The following is a 14,411-nucleotide window of genomic DNA, read 5'->3' as shown; positions in this document are numbered from 1 at the left end:
CTGGCTCAAAACAGTGAAAATCGCCAAAGTATACCTTGTACAGCGGTTAAGGTTAACCGCCGATTGTTCGCGCAAAACAGAAAGCCGTAATGATTTCATCAGGCTGACCTTTCACAGCAAAAAAATCTGCCCGTGAACTGCGTTTTTTGTGCCGAAAAGCTGTATTCACGAGCGACAAGCTGGTAGAATCCTGCGCCATCACTACGTAACGTAGCGTCGCCAATCAACGGCGCTTATTTGCACAAATCCATTGACAAAAGAAGGTATAGAGGGCATATTCCTCGGCCTTTGAATTGTCCACATAGATCATATTTGGGAGTTGGACCTTGGCTAATATCAAATCAGCTAAGAAACGTGCTATCCAGTCTGAAAAGGCTCGTAAGCACAATGCAAGCCGTCGCTCTATGATGCGTACTTTCATCAAGAAAGTATACGCAGCTATCGAAGCTGGCGACAAAGCTGCTGCGCAGAACGCATTTAATGAAATGCAACCAATCGTGGATCGTCAGGCTGCTAAAGGTCTGATCCACAAAAACAAAGCAGCGCGTCATAAAGCAAACCTGACCGCGCAGATCAACAAACTGGCTTAATCGCCACTTGTTGTTGCTTGTTTTAAAAGAACCCGCTTAACGCGGGTTTTTTTATATCTTCAGATTGCCGGTGGCGTAAACAGCGCCGAGTAGTCGCGGTTACAGATGCGCTGTACCGCTGGGTGTTGAATCATCCTTTCTGCAAATATCGCGTGATACTCCTCCATCACGTTATCGACCCGGCCAATCTCCGTAATCTTGTTATCTGAATAGAGATCGTGCACGTACAGCGTCGGTGCAACGAAGATGGCGTTATGCGCCTCACCAAAGGCTTTCATTAGCGCCGCATCGTCAAACTCGCCGAGGATCTCCACCTTCAGTCCCTGAGAGTTAAACCAGTTCAGCAGTTTGCGCCCAAGCATGGAGCGCCGGCCTGGCACCAGCAAACGACGCTCTTCCAGACAGGCTGGAAACGGTTTTTCCGGCGGCGGGTTAATGCACCAGAAGCTGACCCCGCATTCGCCAATCTTCACCGAGAACAGCCCTTCCTGCTGCGTAGAGTCAATCGGGCAGTCCGAGATAATCATATCCAGCTTATGCTGGCTCAGCTGCTCCAGCAGCATCTCGTGCGTGGATTCAAAACAGCGCAGATGGATTTGCTCATCTTCGACCACCGCCGCATCCAGCACGCCGCTGACCAGCCGTTTTGACAACGCATCCGCCACGCCGACGTCAAAGAGCAGGTTTGACTCTTTGCGGTAGTTAACAATATCCAGCATCTCCTGGCTTAAGGTGAACATCTTATCCGCGTAGCGGAAAACCAGTTCGCCCAGCTCACTTGGCTCAATCCCACGGCCCTTGCGCTTAAAGAGCTTGCCCTGCAGCCGCTCTTCCAGCGCTTTGATTTGCCCGGTGATGGTCTGCGGCGTCAGGTAGAGCGCCTCTGCCGCCCCCACGACCGAGCCCTGCTTATAGACGTGCCAGAAGTAGTAAAGGTGGTTGTAATTCAAATGAGACATCGTGTCTTCGCTCCCTGATCGTGTAGCGGGAGAAGGTGTTCTTCTCCCGGTTTCCTGTTATGCCTGAACGACCGGTCCGGACAGTTTGACCTTCAATAAGGTATAGCCAGTGACTGCGGCCAGTAACGATCCGATAAGGATACCCAGCTTCGCCCAGACGATAAGCTCAGGCGCATGGGCACCAAAAGCCAGCGTTGAGATAAAGATCGACATGGTAAACCCAATGCCACACAGCACGCCCACCGCCATGATCTGCTTAAACGTGGTGCCGTGCGGCAGTGACGCCAGCTTCAGCTTCAGCGCCAGCCAGCAGAACAGGCTAATACCCAGCGGCTTACCAATAAACAGTCCGGCAATAATGCCCAGCGGCAACATTGAGGTCAGTCCCTCAAGGGTTACCCCTTCCAGCGAAACGCCTGCATTAGCGAAAGCAAACAGCGGCAGGATCATAAAGGCGACCCACGGGTGCAGTACATGCTCCAGCTGTTTGGCAGGCGATTTCCCCTCCTGCGGCTTAAGCGGAACGAAGAAGCCGACGATGACCCCGGCGAGCGTAGCGTGCACGCCTGATTTCAGTACCGCGGTCCACAGCACCATCCCCACCAGCACGTAGATCCCGATGCGGCGCACGTTGCAAATGTTCAACAGCGCCAGTACCGCAATCGCTCCTGCGGCAACGCTCAACGACAGGATCGACAGGTCGCTGGTGTAGAACAGCGCAATAATGACAATCGCGCCCAGGTCATCAATGATCGCCAGCGCCATCAGGAAGATTTTCAGTGCCACCGGCACGCGGCTTCCCAGCAAGGCCAGCACACCCAGGGCAAACGCGATATCCGTTGCCGCCGGAATGGCCCAGCCATGACGCGATACCGGATCCTGCCAGGTGAACGCTAGGAAGAGCAACGCCGGAATGACCATCCCCCCGAATGCGGCAATCACAGGGAACGCGGCACGCTGACGGCTGGCAAGCGAGCCCAGGACCAGCTCACGCTTAACCTCCAGTCCTACCAGCAGGAAAAACACGGCCATCAGTGCATCGTTGATCCACAGCAGCATGTTCTTGTTAATTTCCAGCGCCCCGACTTTCAGCTCGACGGGAGTTTCCAGAAACGCGTGGTAAAAGTCGCGTGTGAAACCCATATTGGCCAGCGCCATCGCGGCCGCAGCGGCAATAATCAGGATGATGCCGCCTGATGCTTCACTGCTAAAAAAACGGTGTATTAATTTCACGTAGGCTCTCTCTTACAGCAATACTTCGGTAAAACCATAATACCAGGCCAAACAGCTCGGCAAAAGCAGATTAATGTTGAGTATATATTCAGTTTTACCGAGTGATAGCCATGAGGACAGCTACAAAAAGAAAAAGCCCGAAATCGCTTCCGGGCTTTTTGAGATGAACACCAGCTAACGGATCAGCGGGTCAAATCGTCGAAGAATTTTTTGACGCCATCGAAGAAGCTTTTGGAGCGCGGGCTGTTTTTCTCACCCGTCGGGCCGCCAAAACTTTCCTGCAGCTCTTTCAGCAGCTGTTTCTGCTTGTCGTTCAGGCCAACCGGAGTTTCAACCACCACGCGGCACAGCAGGTCGCCCTGCGCACCACCGCGAACGGATTTAACACCTTTACCACGCATGCGGAACAGCTTGCCGGTCTGGGTTTCGCCTGGAACCTTCAGATTGACGCGACCATCAAGCGTTGGCACTTCAATTTCGCCACCGAGTGCCGCCATGGCGAAGTTGATGGGCACTTCACAGTACAGGTTGTTGCCTTCACGCTCAAAGATGGCGTGCTGCTTGACCTGAACCTGAACGTACAGATCGCCTGCCGGTGCGCCGTGCTCGCCGGCCTCACCTTCACCTGCCAGACGGATACGGTCGCCCGTGTCCACGCCTGCCGGGATTTTAACGGACAGCGTCTTGGTTTTCTCAACGCGACCATGACCGTGGCATTTTGTGCAGGGGTCTTTAATCAGCGTACCGCGACCATGACAGTGCGGACACGCCTGCTGCACGGCGAAGAAGCCCTGACGCATCTGCACCTGACCGGAACCGTGACAGGTTGGACAGGTTTGCGGCTGGGTGCCTGCTTTCGCGCCGCTGCCGTGGCAAACGTCGCACTCTTCCAGCGTCGGAATACGGATCTCTTTGGTGACGCCGCGTACGGCCTCTTCCAGCGTCAGATCCATGTTGTAGCGCAGGTCGGCGCCGCGCGCCGCGCGCTGACGGCCACGACCGCCGCCAAAAATGTCGCCGAAAACATCGCCAAAGATATCGCTGAAGTCAGCGCCGCCGCCAAAGCCGCCGCCACCGAATCCACCGCCGCCCATGCCGCCTTGTTCGAAGGCTGCGTGACCGTACTGGTCATAGGCCGCACGTTTCTGTGCATCGGTCAGGACTTCGTAGGCTTCTTTGATCTCTTTAAATTTGGCTTCAGCCTCTTTGTCACCCTGGTTGCGGTCCGGGTGGAATTTCATGGCCAGGCGCTTATACGCCTTTTTGATTTCACGCTCTTCCGCAGTTTTCGGAACGCCTAAAATCTCGTAATAGTCTTGCTTTGCCATTGGTTTTTTTAAGCCCCTTAACATGCGAGCACGGGCGTGGAGAGTTCTCCTACGCCCGTGCCGATTAATTACCCTGCATCAGGGCGATTATTTTTTGTCTTTCACTTCTTCGAACTCAGCGTCGACAACGTCGTCGTCTTTCGCGTTGTTCTGAGAAGCGTCAGCGCCAGCCTGCTGTTGGGCGTGCTGCTGCTGAGCGATTTCCATCAGCTTCTGAGAAGCCTGTGCCAGCTCCTGCATCTTCGCTTCGATATCCGCTTTGTCTTCGCCTTTCAGAGACGTTTCCAGCGCGCTCAGTGCAGCTTCGATAGCCGTTTTGTCTTCAGCTGGCAGTTTATCGCCGGCTTCTTCAACCTGCTTACGGGTGCTGTGCAGCAGATGGTCGCCCTGGTTGCGGGTCTGAACCAGCTCTTCGAACTTACGGTCAGATTCCGCGTTCGCTTCTGCTTCACGAACCATTTTCTGGATCTCTTCTTCGTTCAGACCGGAAGAGGCCTTAATGGTGATCTTCTGCTCTTTACCGCTGTTTTTGTCTTTCGCGGAAACGTGCAGGATACCGTCAGCATCGATATCGAACGTTACTTCGATCTGCGGCATACCACGTGGCGCCGGGTTGATGCCATCCAGGTTGAACTGACCCAGTGACTTGTTATCCGCCGCACGCTTACGCTCACCCTGCAGCACATGGATGGTTACTGCAGACTGGTTGTCTTCAGCAGTAGAGAACACCTGGCTGTGCTTAGTAGGGATAGTGGTATTTTTGGTGATAAGCGCCGTCATCACACCGCCCATGGTTTCGATACCCAGAGACAGCGGGGTAACGTCCAGCAGCAGAACGTCTTTCACATCACCTGTCAACACACCACCCTGAACGGCAGCACCGATAGCCACTGCTTCGTCCGGGTTAACGTCTTTACGTGGCTCTTTACCAAAGAATTCAGCCACTTTCTTCTGAACCATTGGCATACGGGTCTGGCCACCAACGAGGATAACGTCGTTGATATCAGACACGGACAGACCAGCATCCTGCAGAGCGACTTTCAGTGGCTCGATGGAACGGTTCACCAGGTCTTCTACCAGGCTTTCCAGTTTCGCACGGGTCACTTTAATGTTCATGTGTTTAGGACCGGTCGCGTCTGCAGTGATATACGGCAGGTTCACGTCGGTCTGCTGAGCGGAAGACAGTTCGATCTTCGCTTTCTCAGCGGCTTCTTTCAGGCGCTGCATTGCCAGCGGGTCGTTACGCAGGTCAATGCCCTGATCTTTCTTGAACTCGTCAACGAGGTAGTTGATCAGACGGGTATCGAAGTCTTCACCACCCAGGTGGGTATCACCGTTGGTTGCCAGAACTTCGAAGGTTTTTTCGCCATCAACTTCGTCGATTTCGATAATAGAGATATCGAAAGTACCACCACCCAGGTCGTAAACCGCGATAGTACGGTTGCCAACTTCTTTATCCAGACCGTAAGCCAGTGCCGCTGCGGTTGGTTCGTTGATGATACGTTTTACTTCCAGACCTGCGATACGGCCAGCATCTTTCGTTGCCTGACGCTGAGCATCGTTGAAGTAAGCAGGAACGGTGATAACAGCTTCAGTTACCGGTTCACCCAGGTAATCTTCTGCGGTTTTCTTCATTTTTTTCAGCACTTCAGCAGAGATCTGCGGTGGTGCCGTTTTGGTGCCTTTCACATCAAGCCATGCATCGCCGTTATCTGCTGCGATGATTTTGTAAGGCATGATAGAAACGTCACGCTGAACTTCTTCGTCCTGGAAGCGGCGGCCAATCAGGCGTTTAATCGCAAACAGGGTATTTTGCGGGTTTGTCACTGCCTGACGTTTAGCCGGCTGACCAACCAGAGTTTCACCATCCTGGGTATAAGCAATGATAGAAGGCGTGGTGCGATCGCCCTCGGCGTTCTCCAGCACGCGTGCGGTAGTGCCATCCATAATCGCTACACAAGAGTTGGTAGTACCCAGGTCGATACCAATAATTTTACCCATCTAAACGTCTCCACTTAAAATTCAGTCAACATGTGGTTGTGTACCTGTAATAAGGGCAGAACGTGCTTTTTCAACTGCCCACAATTGATTTTTTTCAGGTCCACACACTGCGGTTGACTACAAGATGGGGTCGCGCCAGCGTCCATCAAGGGGGAACGGTAAAAAAAATTTTTAATTTCACCCTGATGAGATCATAGACGGCATTGATTGCGCCCATTATGATGCCGCGCCCCGTCAGGGAGAACTGACGCGGGTTTAACCATTTCACCATATTAATGATGATTTTTTTGAGGACTTATGGGCAACACTAAGTTGGCTAATCCGGCTCCGCTGGGCCTGATGGGTTTTGGCATGACCACTATCCTGCTGAACCTGCACAACATCGGGATGTTCCCGATGGATGGCATTATCCTGGCGATGGGCATTTTTTACGGCGGTATCGCGCAAATCTTCGCGGGCCTGCTGGAATATAAGAAAGGCAACACCTTCGGCTTAACCGCATTCACCTCTTATGGTTCTTTCTGGCTGACCCTGGTCGCGATCCTGCTGATGCCTAAAATGGGCCTGGCAGACGCGGCAAACGCACATTTCCTGGGCGTTTACCTCGGTCTGTGGGGCGTCTTCACGCTGTTTATGTTCTTCGGCACCCTGAAAGGCAACCGCGCACTGCAGTTTGTTTTCCTGAGCCTGACCGTGCTGTTCGCCCTGCTGGCGATCGGCCACCTCGTGGATAACGAAAGCATCGTGCATATTGCCGGCTGGATTGGTCTGGTGTGCGGCGCAAGCGCTATCTACCTGGCAATGGGTGAAGTGCTGAACGAGCAGTTTGACCGCACCATCCTACCGATTGGTGAAAAACACTGATCCATCTGTCGTGTCCGCCTCGCGGGCACGACATCCCTGTTTCTGCCGAAGCCAAATGCCTAACACCAGCCCCATCACCGACAGCGCGAGCACATACCAGGCGGGTGCCATCGGGGATACTCCCATCAACACCGTGACCGCAATCGGCGTCAGCCCGCCAAAGATGGCGTAAGAGACGTTATAGGAAAAAGAGATCCCGGTGAAGCGGACCTCTGGCGGAAAAGCTCGCACCATCACATACGGCACTGCACCGACAACCCCCACGCACAGCCCGACCGTACCGTAGAGCAGGAACAGCTGTTCAGGATGGCTGCCTGCCAGGTGGTAAAACGCCCAGCTCGACGCAGCCAGCAGCAGACTGCCGATGATGAAAGTCAGGCCGGCACCGATACGATCAACGGCCAGCCCCGCGGCCAGACAGCCAAAGCAGAGCATAATGGTAGCGATACTGTTTGCCTGCAACGTTACCGCCGGCGCAAAACCGTACTGCTTTTGCAGCCATACCGGAGACATTAAGATAACGACCACGATGCCCGCCGACAGCAGCCAGGTGAGCAGCATCGACACCACAACCGCGCTCCGGTGGCGCACCACCACGGCTTTTACCGGCAACTCCTGTGCCAGCGCCTTGCGCTGCTGCATCTCAAGGAAAATAGGTGTCTCCTGCAGCCAGCGGCGAAGATACATCGCCACCAGGCCAAACGCCCCGCCGAGCAGGAACGGTACGCGCCATCCCCAGTCGTGAACCGCCTGTTGCGTCATGCTGGTATTCACGATAGTGGCCACCACTGAACCGAGGAGGATACCGACAGTCAGCCCCGCCGTTAAGGTTCCACAGGCGATGCCGATGCGGCGCGCCGGCACATGCTCCGCCACAAACACCCAGGCCCCCGGCACTTCGCCGCCAATTGCCGCCCCCTGAAGAATGCGCATCAGCAACAGCAGCAGCGGAGCAACAATGCCCATTGAGGCGTAAGTGGGCAGCAGACCAATGGCCAGCGTCGGCACGGCCATCAGTAAAATGCTGAGCGTGAACATCTTCTTACGCCCGACCAGGTCACCAAAGTGGGCCATCACAATGCCACCCAGCGGTCGTGCCAGATACCCGGCGGCAAAAATGCCGAAGGTTTGCACCTGGCGCAACCACTCCGGGATATCTGCCGGGAAGAAAAGTTCCCCCACCACGGCGGCGAAGAAGACGAAGATGATGAAGTCGTAAAACTCCAGCGCACCGCCTAAGGCCGCGAGCGTGAGGGTTTTATAGTCCTGTCGATTCAGAGGTCGGGTGTTATGTGACATAGCGAACCATTTGGCTTGTATTGTGGATTTATTTTTACAGCAAACGTAAAGAAAAAATTACTATACCGTAAAACCCTTACCACGCCACCGTCGCTTCAGCTAATGTCACATATTGATTAATTTCAGGAGATTGTCTCGCGACGGGCGTTTTTAGGACGAAAAGCTGCTACCACTTTCTCATCGGTTTCCACATACGGGCCGTCAAGCAACTGTATACAATACGGTACACTTGCAAAAATCCCGTGCACGATCACGTTGCCATCTTCCGCTTTCAGTCCTTCAAGCGTCTCTTTGATGGACTTCGGCTGGCCCGGCAAATTCAGAATCAATGCCTGCTTGCGGATTACCCCGACCTGACGGGAGAGGATCGCCGTCGGGACAAAGTGTAGACTGATCTGGCGCATCTGCTCACCGAAGCCAGGCATCTCACGATCGGCAACCGCCAGCGTGGCATCCGGAGTGACGTCCCGGCGCGCAGGCCCGGTGCCTCCCGTGGTCAATACCAGGTGGCAGCTCATCTCATCCACCAGCTCACAGAGTGTCTGTTCGATAATTGGCTGTTCGTCAGGGATCAGGCGGGTCTGGATCTCAAAGGGGGTTGTCAACGCACTGCCCAGCCATTCTTCCAGCGCGGGGATGCCTTTATCCTGATAAACACCGCTGGAGGCGCGGTCAGAAATCGACACTAAGCCGATGCGTAAGGTATTCATATCCATTCCATTCAAAAAAGTACTGATTAAAGGGAATGATACACGCAGAGGGGAAATTCAAACAGAGTACGAAAGAAGTAGCGTGACCGGAGACCCGGTCACGCAGAATGATTACAGCAGGTCGCCGATCATTTTTTCCAGTTTTTCCTGGTCGATAGCAAACTTACGGATACCGTCCGCCAGTTTATCTACAGCCATTGGATCCTGGTTATGCTGCCACAGGAACTCAGATTCAGTGATGCGCTCCGGACGCGCTTTCACTTCACCGGTGTAGGACAGTTTACGCTCGATAGCACCTTCGCTTTCAGCCAGCTCTTTCAGCAGTGCCGGGGCGATGGTCAGGCGGTCACAGCCAGCCAGTTCGATGATTTCACCTACGTTACGGAAGCTTGCGCCCATCACCACAGTCTCATAACCGTGCTGTTTGTAGTATTCGTAGATTTCGGTCACGGAAACGACGCCTGGATCTTCAGATGCCGCGTACTCTTTCTTATCCGTGTTGGCTTTGTACCAGTCCAGAATACGGCCAACGAATGGAGAAATCAGGTATACGCCGGCTTCCGCACATGCACGCGCCTGTGCGAAGGAGAACAGCAGCGTCAGGTTACAGTTGATACCGTCTTTTTCCAGCTGTTCAGCTGCACGAATACCCTGCCAGGTTGACGCCAGTTTGATCAGGATGCGGTCATTGCTGATACCAGCATCGTTGTACATTTTGATCAGACGTTTTGCTTTGGCGATAGACGCTTCGGTGTCGTAGGAGAGACGTGCGTCAACTTCGGTAGAGATGCGGCCAGGAACCAGTTTCAGAATTTCCAGACCAATGTTCACGGCCAGTTTATCAGTGGCATCAACAACCTGCTGCGCGCGGTCGTTGCTCTGTGCTTTCGCCCAGGTCACTGCGTCGTCAATCAGTTTGCGATACTCAGGGATCTGTGCGGCGTTAAGGATCAGAGAAGGGTTGGTGGTGGCATCCTGCGGCTGGTACAGCTTCATTGCCGCGATATCTCCGGTGTCAGCTACGACAGTGGTGAACTGACGAAGGGAGGTCAATTTATCCGTCATGATAGTGTTTCTCTTTTAACGTGCCCTGGATAATTCACGCTACCGACAGCATGCCTGCAGCGGAAAAATGACAGGTTTACTTGTTAGGGGGATGTAACCGGTCTGCCCTGATGATAACACGACGGAGGGGTAGCGCAACCGCAGACAGTGCGCTTAGACAGAGTATGATAAACTCAGAATATTAACAGGCTGCTAAGTAACAGCATGTCCAATCAGTGGTAGCGCTTACATATTCATTTTGGCATCAACAAGAGGGACGTTAATGCCTGATTTCCTTTTCTTTATTAATGAAGTCCTTTGGGGTTCGATAATGATATACCTGCTGCTGGGTGCAGGTATTTGGTTTACGCTACGCAGCGGGTTTATCCAGTTTCGTTATATTCGCAAATTTGGCAGAAGTCTGAAAAACAGCGTCACGCCCCAGCCGGGCGGATTAACCTCTTTCCAGGCCCTCTGCACCAGCATTGCAGCACGCCTCGGCAGCGGTAATATGGCAGGGGTGGCACTGGCCATCAGCGCCGGTGGCCCGGGCGCTGTTTTCTGGATGTGGGTCACGGCCCTTATCGGGATGGCCACCTCCTTTGCCGAAAGCGCCCTCGCCCAACTCTACAAAGAAAAAGATAAAAACGGACAGTTTCGCGGCGGCCCGGCCTGGTACATGGCGCGTGGCTTAGGAATGCGCTGGATGGGCGTGCTGTTTTCGCTGTTTTTACTGCTCGCCTACGGTCTGATTTTCAATACCGTTCAGGCGAATTCTGTCGCCCATGCCTTGCGCTATGCCTTTGCGTGTCCGGAGTGGATCACCGGGCTTGTTTTAGCCCTCTGTATCCTGCTGACCATTTCGACCGGCCTAAAAGGTGTCGCCCGCCTGATGCAGTGGTTGGTACCGGTCATGGCGCTGCTGTGGGTTGCCGCCAGCCTGTTCGTCGCCGCACGGCATATCGAGCAGGTGCCGGAAGTGATTGCAACCATCTTCAAAAGCGCATTTGGCTGGCGCGAGGCGGCATCGGGCGCACTGGGCTATACGTTCAGCCAGGCGCTGATGTCGGGCTTTCAGCGCGGAATGTTCTCCAATGAAGCCGGTATGGGATCAACGCCCAATGCCGCAGCCGCCGCCGCGTCCTGGCCGCCCCACCCGGCGGCACAAGGCATTGTTCAGATGATTGGCGTTTTTACGGACACCATTATTATCTGTTCCGCCAGCGCCATGATCCTGCTGCTGGCTGGCCCGGTACCTCACTCATCGGAAACAGCCGGCATACAACTGCTTCAGCAGGCACTCGTGAATCTGACGGGCGGCTGGGGAGCCGGGTTTGTCTCGCTCATCCTGCTGTTATTCGCCTTCAGCTCGATTGTTGTGAATTACCTCTACGCCGAAAATAACCTTATTTTCCTGAAAGTGGACTCCCGCCGTATGATCACGCTGCTGCGCCTCGGGGTGATACTGATGGTGTTAGCAGGTTCGCTGCTCAGCATGCCGCTGGTCTGGCAACTGGCGGATGTCTTTATGGCGCTCATGGCCATCACTAACCTGACGGCGATCCTGCTGCTCTCACCCGTGGTTACGCTTATCGCACGGGACTATCTTCGTCAGCGCAAACTGGGCGTACCGCCGGTCTTTGATGCCTCGCGTTATCCCGACATCCAGGCGCAAATTGCGCCCGGCACCTGGGATGATTTGCCACGGCAATAACAGCTATCGATCAATTGAGGGCGATTTTTTGCTAAAGTCGCTCTAAATTTCCTGCAAGGACTGGATATGCTGATTCTGATTTCACCTGCTAAAACGCTCGATTACCAGAGCCCGCTCGCCACCGAGCGCTATACCCAGCCTGAACTGCTGGACTATTCGCAACAGCTGATTCACGTCGCGCGTAAGCTCTCTGCGCCACAAATTGCCTCGCTGATGAGCATCAGCGACAAACTGGCGGATCTTAACGCGACCCGTTTCCACGAGTGGCACCCGGACTTCACGCCGAACAACGCCCGCCAGGCGCTTCTGGCGTTTAAAGGTGATGTGTATACCGGCCTGCAGGCGGAAGATTTTAGCGAAGCCGATTTCGACTTCGCCCAGCAGCATCTGCGCATGTTGTCAGGTCTGTACGGCGTGCTGCGCCCGTTGGACCTGATGCAGCCATATCGTCTGGAGATGGGTATCCGCCTGGAAAACCCTAAAGGCAAGGATCTGTACCATTTCTGGGGCGATATCATCACCGACAAACTGAACGCTGCGCTGCGTGCTCAGGGCGATAATGTGGTGATCAATCTGGCCTCCGATGAATACTACAAATCGGTGAAGCCGAAAAAGCTGGATGCGGAAATTATTAAGCCCGTTTTCCTCGATGAGAAAAACGGCAAGTTCAAGGTCATCAGCTTCTACGCCAAAAAAGCGCGTGGGTTGATGAGCCGCTACATCATTCAGAACCGCCTGACGAAGCCGGAGCAACTGACCGGCTTCAACAGCGAAGGCTACTTCTTCGACGAAGAAGCGTCAGGGAAAGGCGAACTGGTGTTTAAGCGCCACGAGCAGTAAAACAAACCCCGCCAGATGGCGGGGTTTTGCATTAATGGTGTTTCCAGTCCGGGCCAGGACGCGGGTCGTCGTGACGATCGTGATGGTGGTCATCATGATGACGATCGTGATGCTCGTCATGTGGGCGCCAGTGATTATCGCGCCAGTCATAGTGAGCCTTCCACCAGTCATGGTCGCGCCAGCGGCCACCATCCCAGTAGTGACCACGATTATCCTGATCGCCAATCTGCAGTTTTACCGCAGGGACGAGGGTGATTTCAGAGGCCTGAACCGCCATCGGAGCGACCAGCATCATTGAAAGCACCAGCAGAGCAGGTTTCAGTTTAGACATAGGTGACTCCTTATTCATTTACCCGATGTGGGCCGATGTAAGGAGAATACGTGAGGAGGACGGGGGATGTTATTCTCTGCAATCCTAATCGCTAAGTGACCGCATTTATTGGGAATTTCTGCTTTTTTACTGCTATTTTTCTCCTTAATTTCTCCATAAAAAAAGCCGGGTAAGTTTCACCTTACCCGGCCTGCATAGGGTGACAGAACCGTTATCCGCGCGTCATCATCAACTTACGCAGCGCGGCGAAATCCGCGGGCAGTTCATGCGAAAGCAGCGGCAGGTCCGCACGCTCGGCCAGCTCTTTTGGCAGCGGCAGCGTTTCACCCAGAATCACTTCCACGCTCTCTTTGAACTTCGCCGGATGAGCCGTTCCCAGGAACAGGCCATACTCCCCCGGATTCAGCTGATCGCGCAGCGCACGGTAAGCGATCGCCGCATGCGGTTCAGAGGTGTACCCCACCGCTTTCAGCTCACGCAGGGTGGCTTTGGTGGTCTCATCCGTCACCGCGGCGTAACCCAGATCGCCCAGACGCCAGACCTTACGGCGGAACAGCTCTTCCACACGCGGCCAGTTGTTCGGCTGGCTTACGTCCATCGCATTCGAAAGCGTCGCCTGCGTGGCGTTCGGCGCCCATTTACCGTCTTTCAGGAAGCGCGGCACGGTGTCGTTGGCGTTGGTGGCGGCGATAAAGCGTTTTACCGGCAGGCCGAGCGATTTCGCCAGCAGGCCCGCCGTCAGGTCACCAAAGTTGCCGCTTGGTACGGAGACGACCAGCTGATTGCGCGCCTCCTGTGGCAGCTGTGCAACCGCTTCGAAGTAGTAGCAGATCTGCGCCAGCAGACGGCTGATGTTAATGGAGTTCGCCGAGTTCAGACCCAGCGCCACTTTCAGCTCTTCATCATCGAAGGCCTGCTTGACCAGCGCCTGACAGGCATCGAAATCGCCGTCAATCGCCACGGTTTCAATGTTGCCCCCGAGCGTACAGAACAGTTTTTCCTGCAGCGGACTGATTTTGCCTTTCGGGTAGAGGATCACCACGCGAACGTTCTTCAGACCATAGAACGCATGGGCAACGGCCGCACCGGTATCACCGGAGGTCGCTGTCAGAATCGTTACCGGTTTGTCGCCGCTGATGTGGGTCAGCATCTGCGCCATAAAGCGGCCACCGAAGTCTTTAAACGCCAGGGTTGGACCGTGGAACAGCTCAAGGCAGCCGACATCCGGCTCAACCTGCTTAACCGGTGCCGGGAAAGCGAACGCTGCACGCACGCGCTCTTCCAGCAGCTCCTGCGGGATTTCATCGCCGATAAAGGCAGAGAGAATTTTAGTGCTGCGGGTGACAAAGTCCTGCTTCAGCAGTTCATCAATGTCGGTCAGCTGAAATTCCGGCAGGTCATGGGGGAAGAACAGCCCCTGATTTTTGCCCAGTCCCTGAGTCACCGCCTGTGCGAAGCTGACCTGCTCGTTATGATCTTTAAGGTTGTAGAGTTTCAT

At 54.5% G+C, this 14,411-nt stretch carries 13 protein-coding genes and 1 pseudogene; 4 read left to right on the top strand and 10 right to left on the bottom strand.

Going from position 1 to position 14,411, the window contains the following annotated elements:
- Positions 1-5: 5 nt before the first annotated feature.
- Positions 6-224: pseudogene (locus AM379_RS24340) on the bottom strand (DUF2575 domain-containing protein).
- A gap of 102 nt (positions 225-326) precedes the next feature.
- Here AM379_RS24340 and rpsT point away from each other — a divergent pair.
- Complete coding sequence (gene rpsT, locus AM379_RS11315; RefSeq protein WP_008502037.1) at positions 327-590, top strand: 30S ribosomal protein S20; 264 nt, start codon at positions 327-329, stop codon at positions 588-590.
- A 59-nt stretch (positions 591-649) separates the two neighbouring features.
- On the opposite strand, the gene nhaR is transcribed toward rpsT, so the two are convergent.
- From nhaR to dnaK, 4 genes are all read right to left on the bottom strand, one after another.
- On the bottom strand, positions 650-1,549 hold the full coding sequence (gene nhaR / locus AM379_RS11310; protein ID WP_014168572.1) for a transcriptional activator NhaR: 900 nt from the start codon (positions 1,547-1,549) through the stop codon (positions 650-652).
- A 57-nt stretch (positions 1,550-1,606) separates the two neighbouring features.
- Positions 1,607-2,782 (bottom strand): Na+/H+ antiporter NhaA, encoded by a 1,176-nt coding sequence (gene nhaA / locus AM379_RS11305; RefSeq protein ID WP_014168571.1) that lies wholly within the window; start codon positions 2,780-2,782, stop codon positions 1,607-1,609.
- Between the two features lie 182 nt (positions 2,783-2,964).
- Complete coding sequence (dnaJ, locus tag AM379_RS11300; RefSeq protein ID WP_020882543.1) at positions 2,965-4,110, bottom strand: molecular chaperone DnaJ; 1,146 nt, start codon at positions 4,108-4,110, stop codon at positions 2,965-2,967.
- A gap of 87 nt (positions 4,111-4,197) precedes the next feature.
- Positions 4,198-6,111 (bottom strand): molecular chaperone DnaK, encoded by a 1,914-nt coding sequence (dnaK, locus tag AM379_RS11295; protein ID WP_014168568.1) that lies wholly within the window; start codon positions 6,109-6,111, stop codon positions 4,198-4,200.
- Between the two features lie 297 nt (positions 6,112-6,408).
- Here dnaK and satP point away from each other — a divergent pair, with 297 nt between their 5' ends.
- The gene (gene satP, locus AM379_RS11290; protein ID WP_020882542.1) at positions 6,409-6,975 is read left to right on the top strand and encodes an acetate uptake transporter; all 567 of its coding nucleotides are present in this window, start codon (positions 6,409-6,411) and stop codon (positions 6,973-6,975) included.
- Here satP and AM379_RS11285 read toward each other — a convergent pair.
- The 3 genes from AM379_RS11285 to tal all read right to left on the bottom strand — a co-directional run bounded on the left by AM379_RS11285 (position 6,952) and on the right by tal (position 10,049).
- The gene (locus AM379_RS11285; RefSeq protein WP_032681686.1) at positions 6,952-8,274 is read right to left on the bottom strand and encodes an MFS transporter; all 1,323 of its coding nucleotides are present in this window, start codon (positions 8,272-8,274) and stop codon (positions 6,952-6,954) included. The genes satP and AM379_RS11285 overlap by 24 nt on opposite strands.
- Positions 8,275-8,396: 122 nt before the next feature.
- Positions 8,397-8,984, bottom strand: coding sequence for a molybdopterin adenylyltransferase (gene mog, locus AM379_RS11280; RefSeq protein WP_047955027.1), 588 nt, complete (start codon positions 8,982-8,984; stop codon positions 8,397-8,399).
- Positions 8,985-9,095: 111 nt separating this feature from the next.
- Positions 9,096-10,049, bottom strand: coding sequence for a transaldolase (tal, locus tag AM379_RS11275; RefSeq protein ID WP_014168563.1), 954 nt, complete (start codon positions 10,047-10,049; stop codon positions 9,096-9,098).
- A gap of 262 nt (positions 10,050-10,311) precedes the next feature.
- Between tal and AM379_RS11270 the strand changes: the two genes are divergently transcribed.
- Both AM379_RS11270 and yaaA read left to right on the top strand, forming a co-directional pair.
- Positions 10,312-11,742 (top strand): alanine/glycine:cation symporter family protein, encoded by a 1,431-nt coding sequence (locus tag AM379_RS11270; protein ID WP_032681687.1) that lies wholly within the window; start codon positions 10,312-10,314, stop codon positions 11,740-11,742.
- A 66-nt stretch (positions 11,743-11,808) separates the two neighbouring features.
- Positions 11,809-12,582: a peroxide stress protein YaaA gene (gene yaaA / locus AM379_RS11265; protein ID WP_025205476.1), complete on the top strand. Its 774-nt coding sequence runs from the start codon at positions 11,809-11,811 to the stop codon at positions 12,580-12,582.
- Between the two features lie 31 nt (positions 12,583-12,613).
- Here yaaA and AM379_RS11260 read toward each other — a convergent pair whose 3' ends face one another.
- The gene (locus tag AM379_RS11260; RefSeq protein WP_020882537.1) at positions 12,614-12,913 is read right to left on the bottom strand and encodes a DUF2502 domain-containing protein; all 300 of its coding nucleotides are present in this window, start codon (positions 12,911-12,913) and stop codon (positions 12,614-12,616) included.
- Positions 12,914-13,124: 211 nt separating this feature from the next.
- On the bottom strand, positions 13,125-14,411 hold the full coding sequence (thrC, locus tag AM379_RS11255) for a threonine synthase (RefSeq protein WP_020882536.1): 1,287 nt from the start codon (positions 14,409-14,411) through the stop codon (positions 13,125-13,127).

Origin of the sequence: Enterobacter cloacae complex sp. FDA-CDC-AR_0132 (genome assembly GCF_003010695.1) — a bacterium.
Taxonomy (GTDB): domain Bacteria; phylum Pseudomonadota; class Gammaproteobacteria; order Enterobacterales; family Enterobacteriaceae; genus Enterobacter; species Enterobacter ludwigii.
The sequence above is the reverse complement of the archived record's forward strand: the minus strand, read 5'-3'. Positions and strand labels throughout refer to the sequence as shown.

Coding starts and splice junctions, on each gene's coding strand:
- AM379_RS11285 (WP_032681686.1), bottom strand. CDS start 8,274: ATGTCACATAACACCCGACCTCTGAATCGACAGGACTATAAAACCCTC.
- nhaR (WP_014168572.1), bottom strand. CDS start 1,549: ATGTCTCATTTGAATTACAACCACCTTTACTACTTCTGGCACGTCTAT.
- AM379_RS11260 (WP_020882537.1), bottom strand. CDS start 12,913: ATGTCTAAACTGAAACCTGCTCTGCTGGTGCTTTCAATGATGCTGGTC.
- tal (WP_014168563.1), bottom strand. CDS start 10,049: ATGACGGATAAATTGACCTCCCTTCGTCAGTTCACCACTGTCGTAGCT.
- thrC (WP_020882536.1), bottom strand. CDS start 14,411: ATGAAACTCTACAACCTTAAAGATCATAACGAGCAGGTCAGCTTCGCA.
- satP (WP_020882542.1), top strand. CDS start 6,409: ATGGGCAACACTAAGTTGGCTAATCCGGCTCCGCTGGGCCTGATGGGT.
- dnaK (WP_014168568.1), bottom strand. CDS start 6,111: ATGGGTAAAATTATTGGTATCGACCTGGGTACTACCAACTCTTGTGTA.
- mog (WP_047955027.1), bottom strand. CDS start 8,984: ATGAATACCTTACGCATCGGCTTAGTGTCGATTTCTGACCGCGCCTCC.
- yaaA (WP_025205476.1), top strand. CDS start 11,809: ATGCTGATTCTGATTTCACCTGCTAAAACGCTCGATTACCAGAGCCCG.
- AM379_RS11270 (WP_032681687.1), top strand. CDS start 10,312: ATGCCTGATTTCCTTTTCTTTATTAATGAAGTCCTTTGGGGTTCGATA.
- dnaJ (WP_020882543.1), bottom strand. CDS start 4,110: ATGGCAAAGCAAGACTATTACGAGATTTTAGGCGTTCCGAAAACTGCG.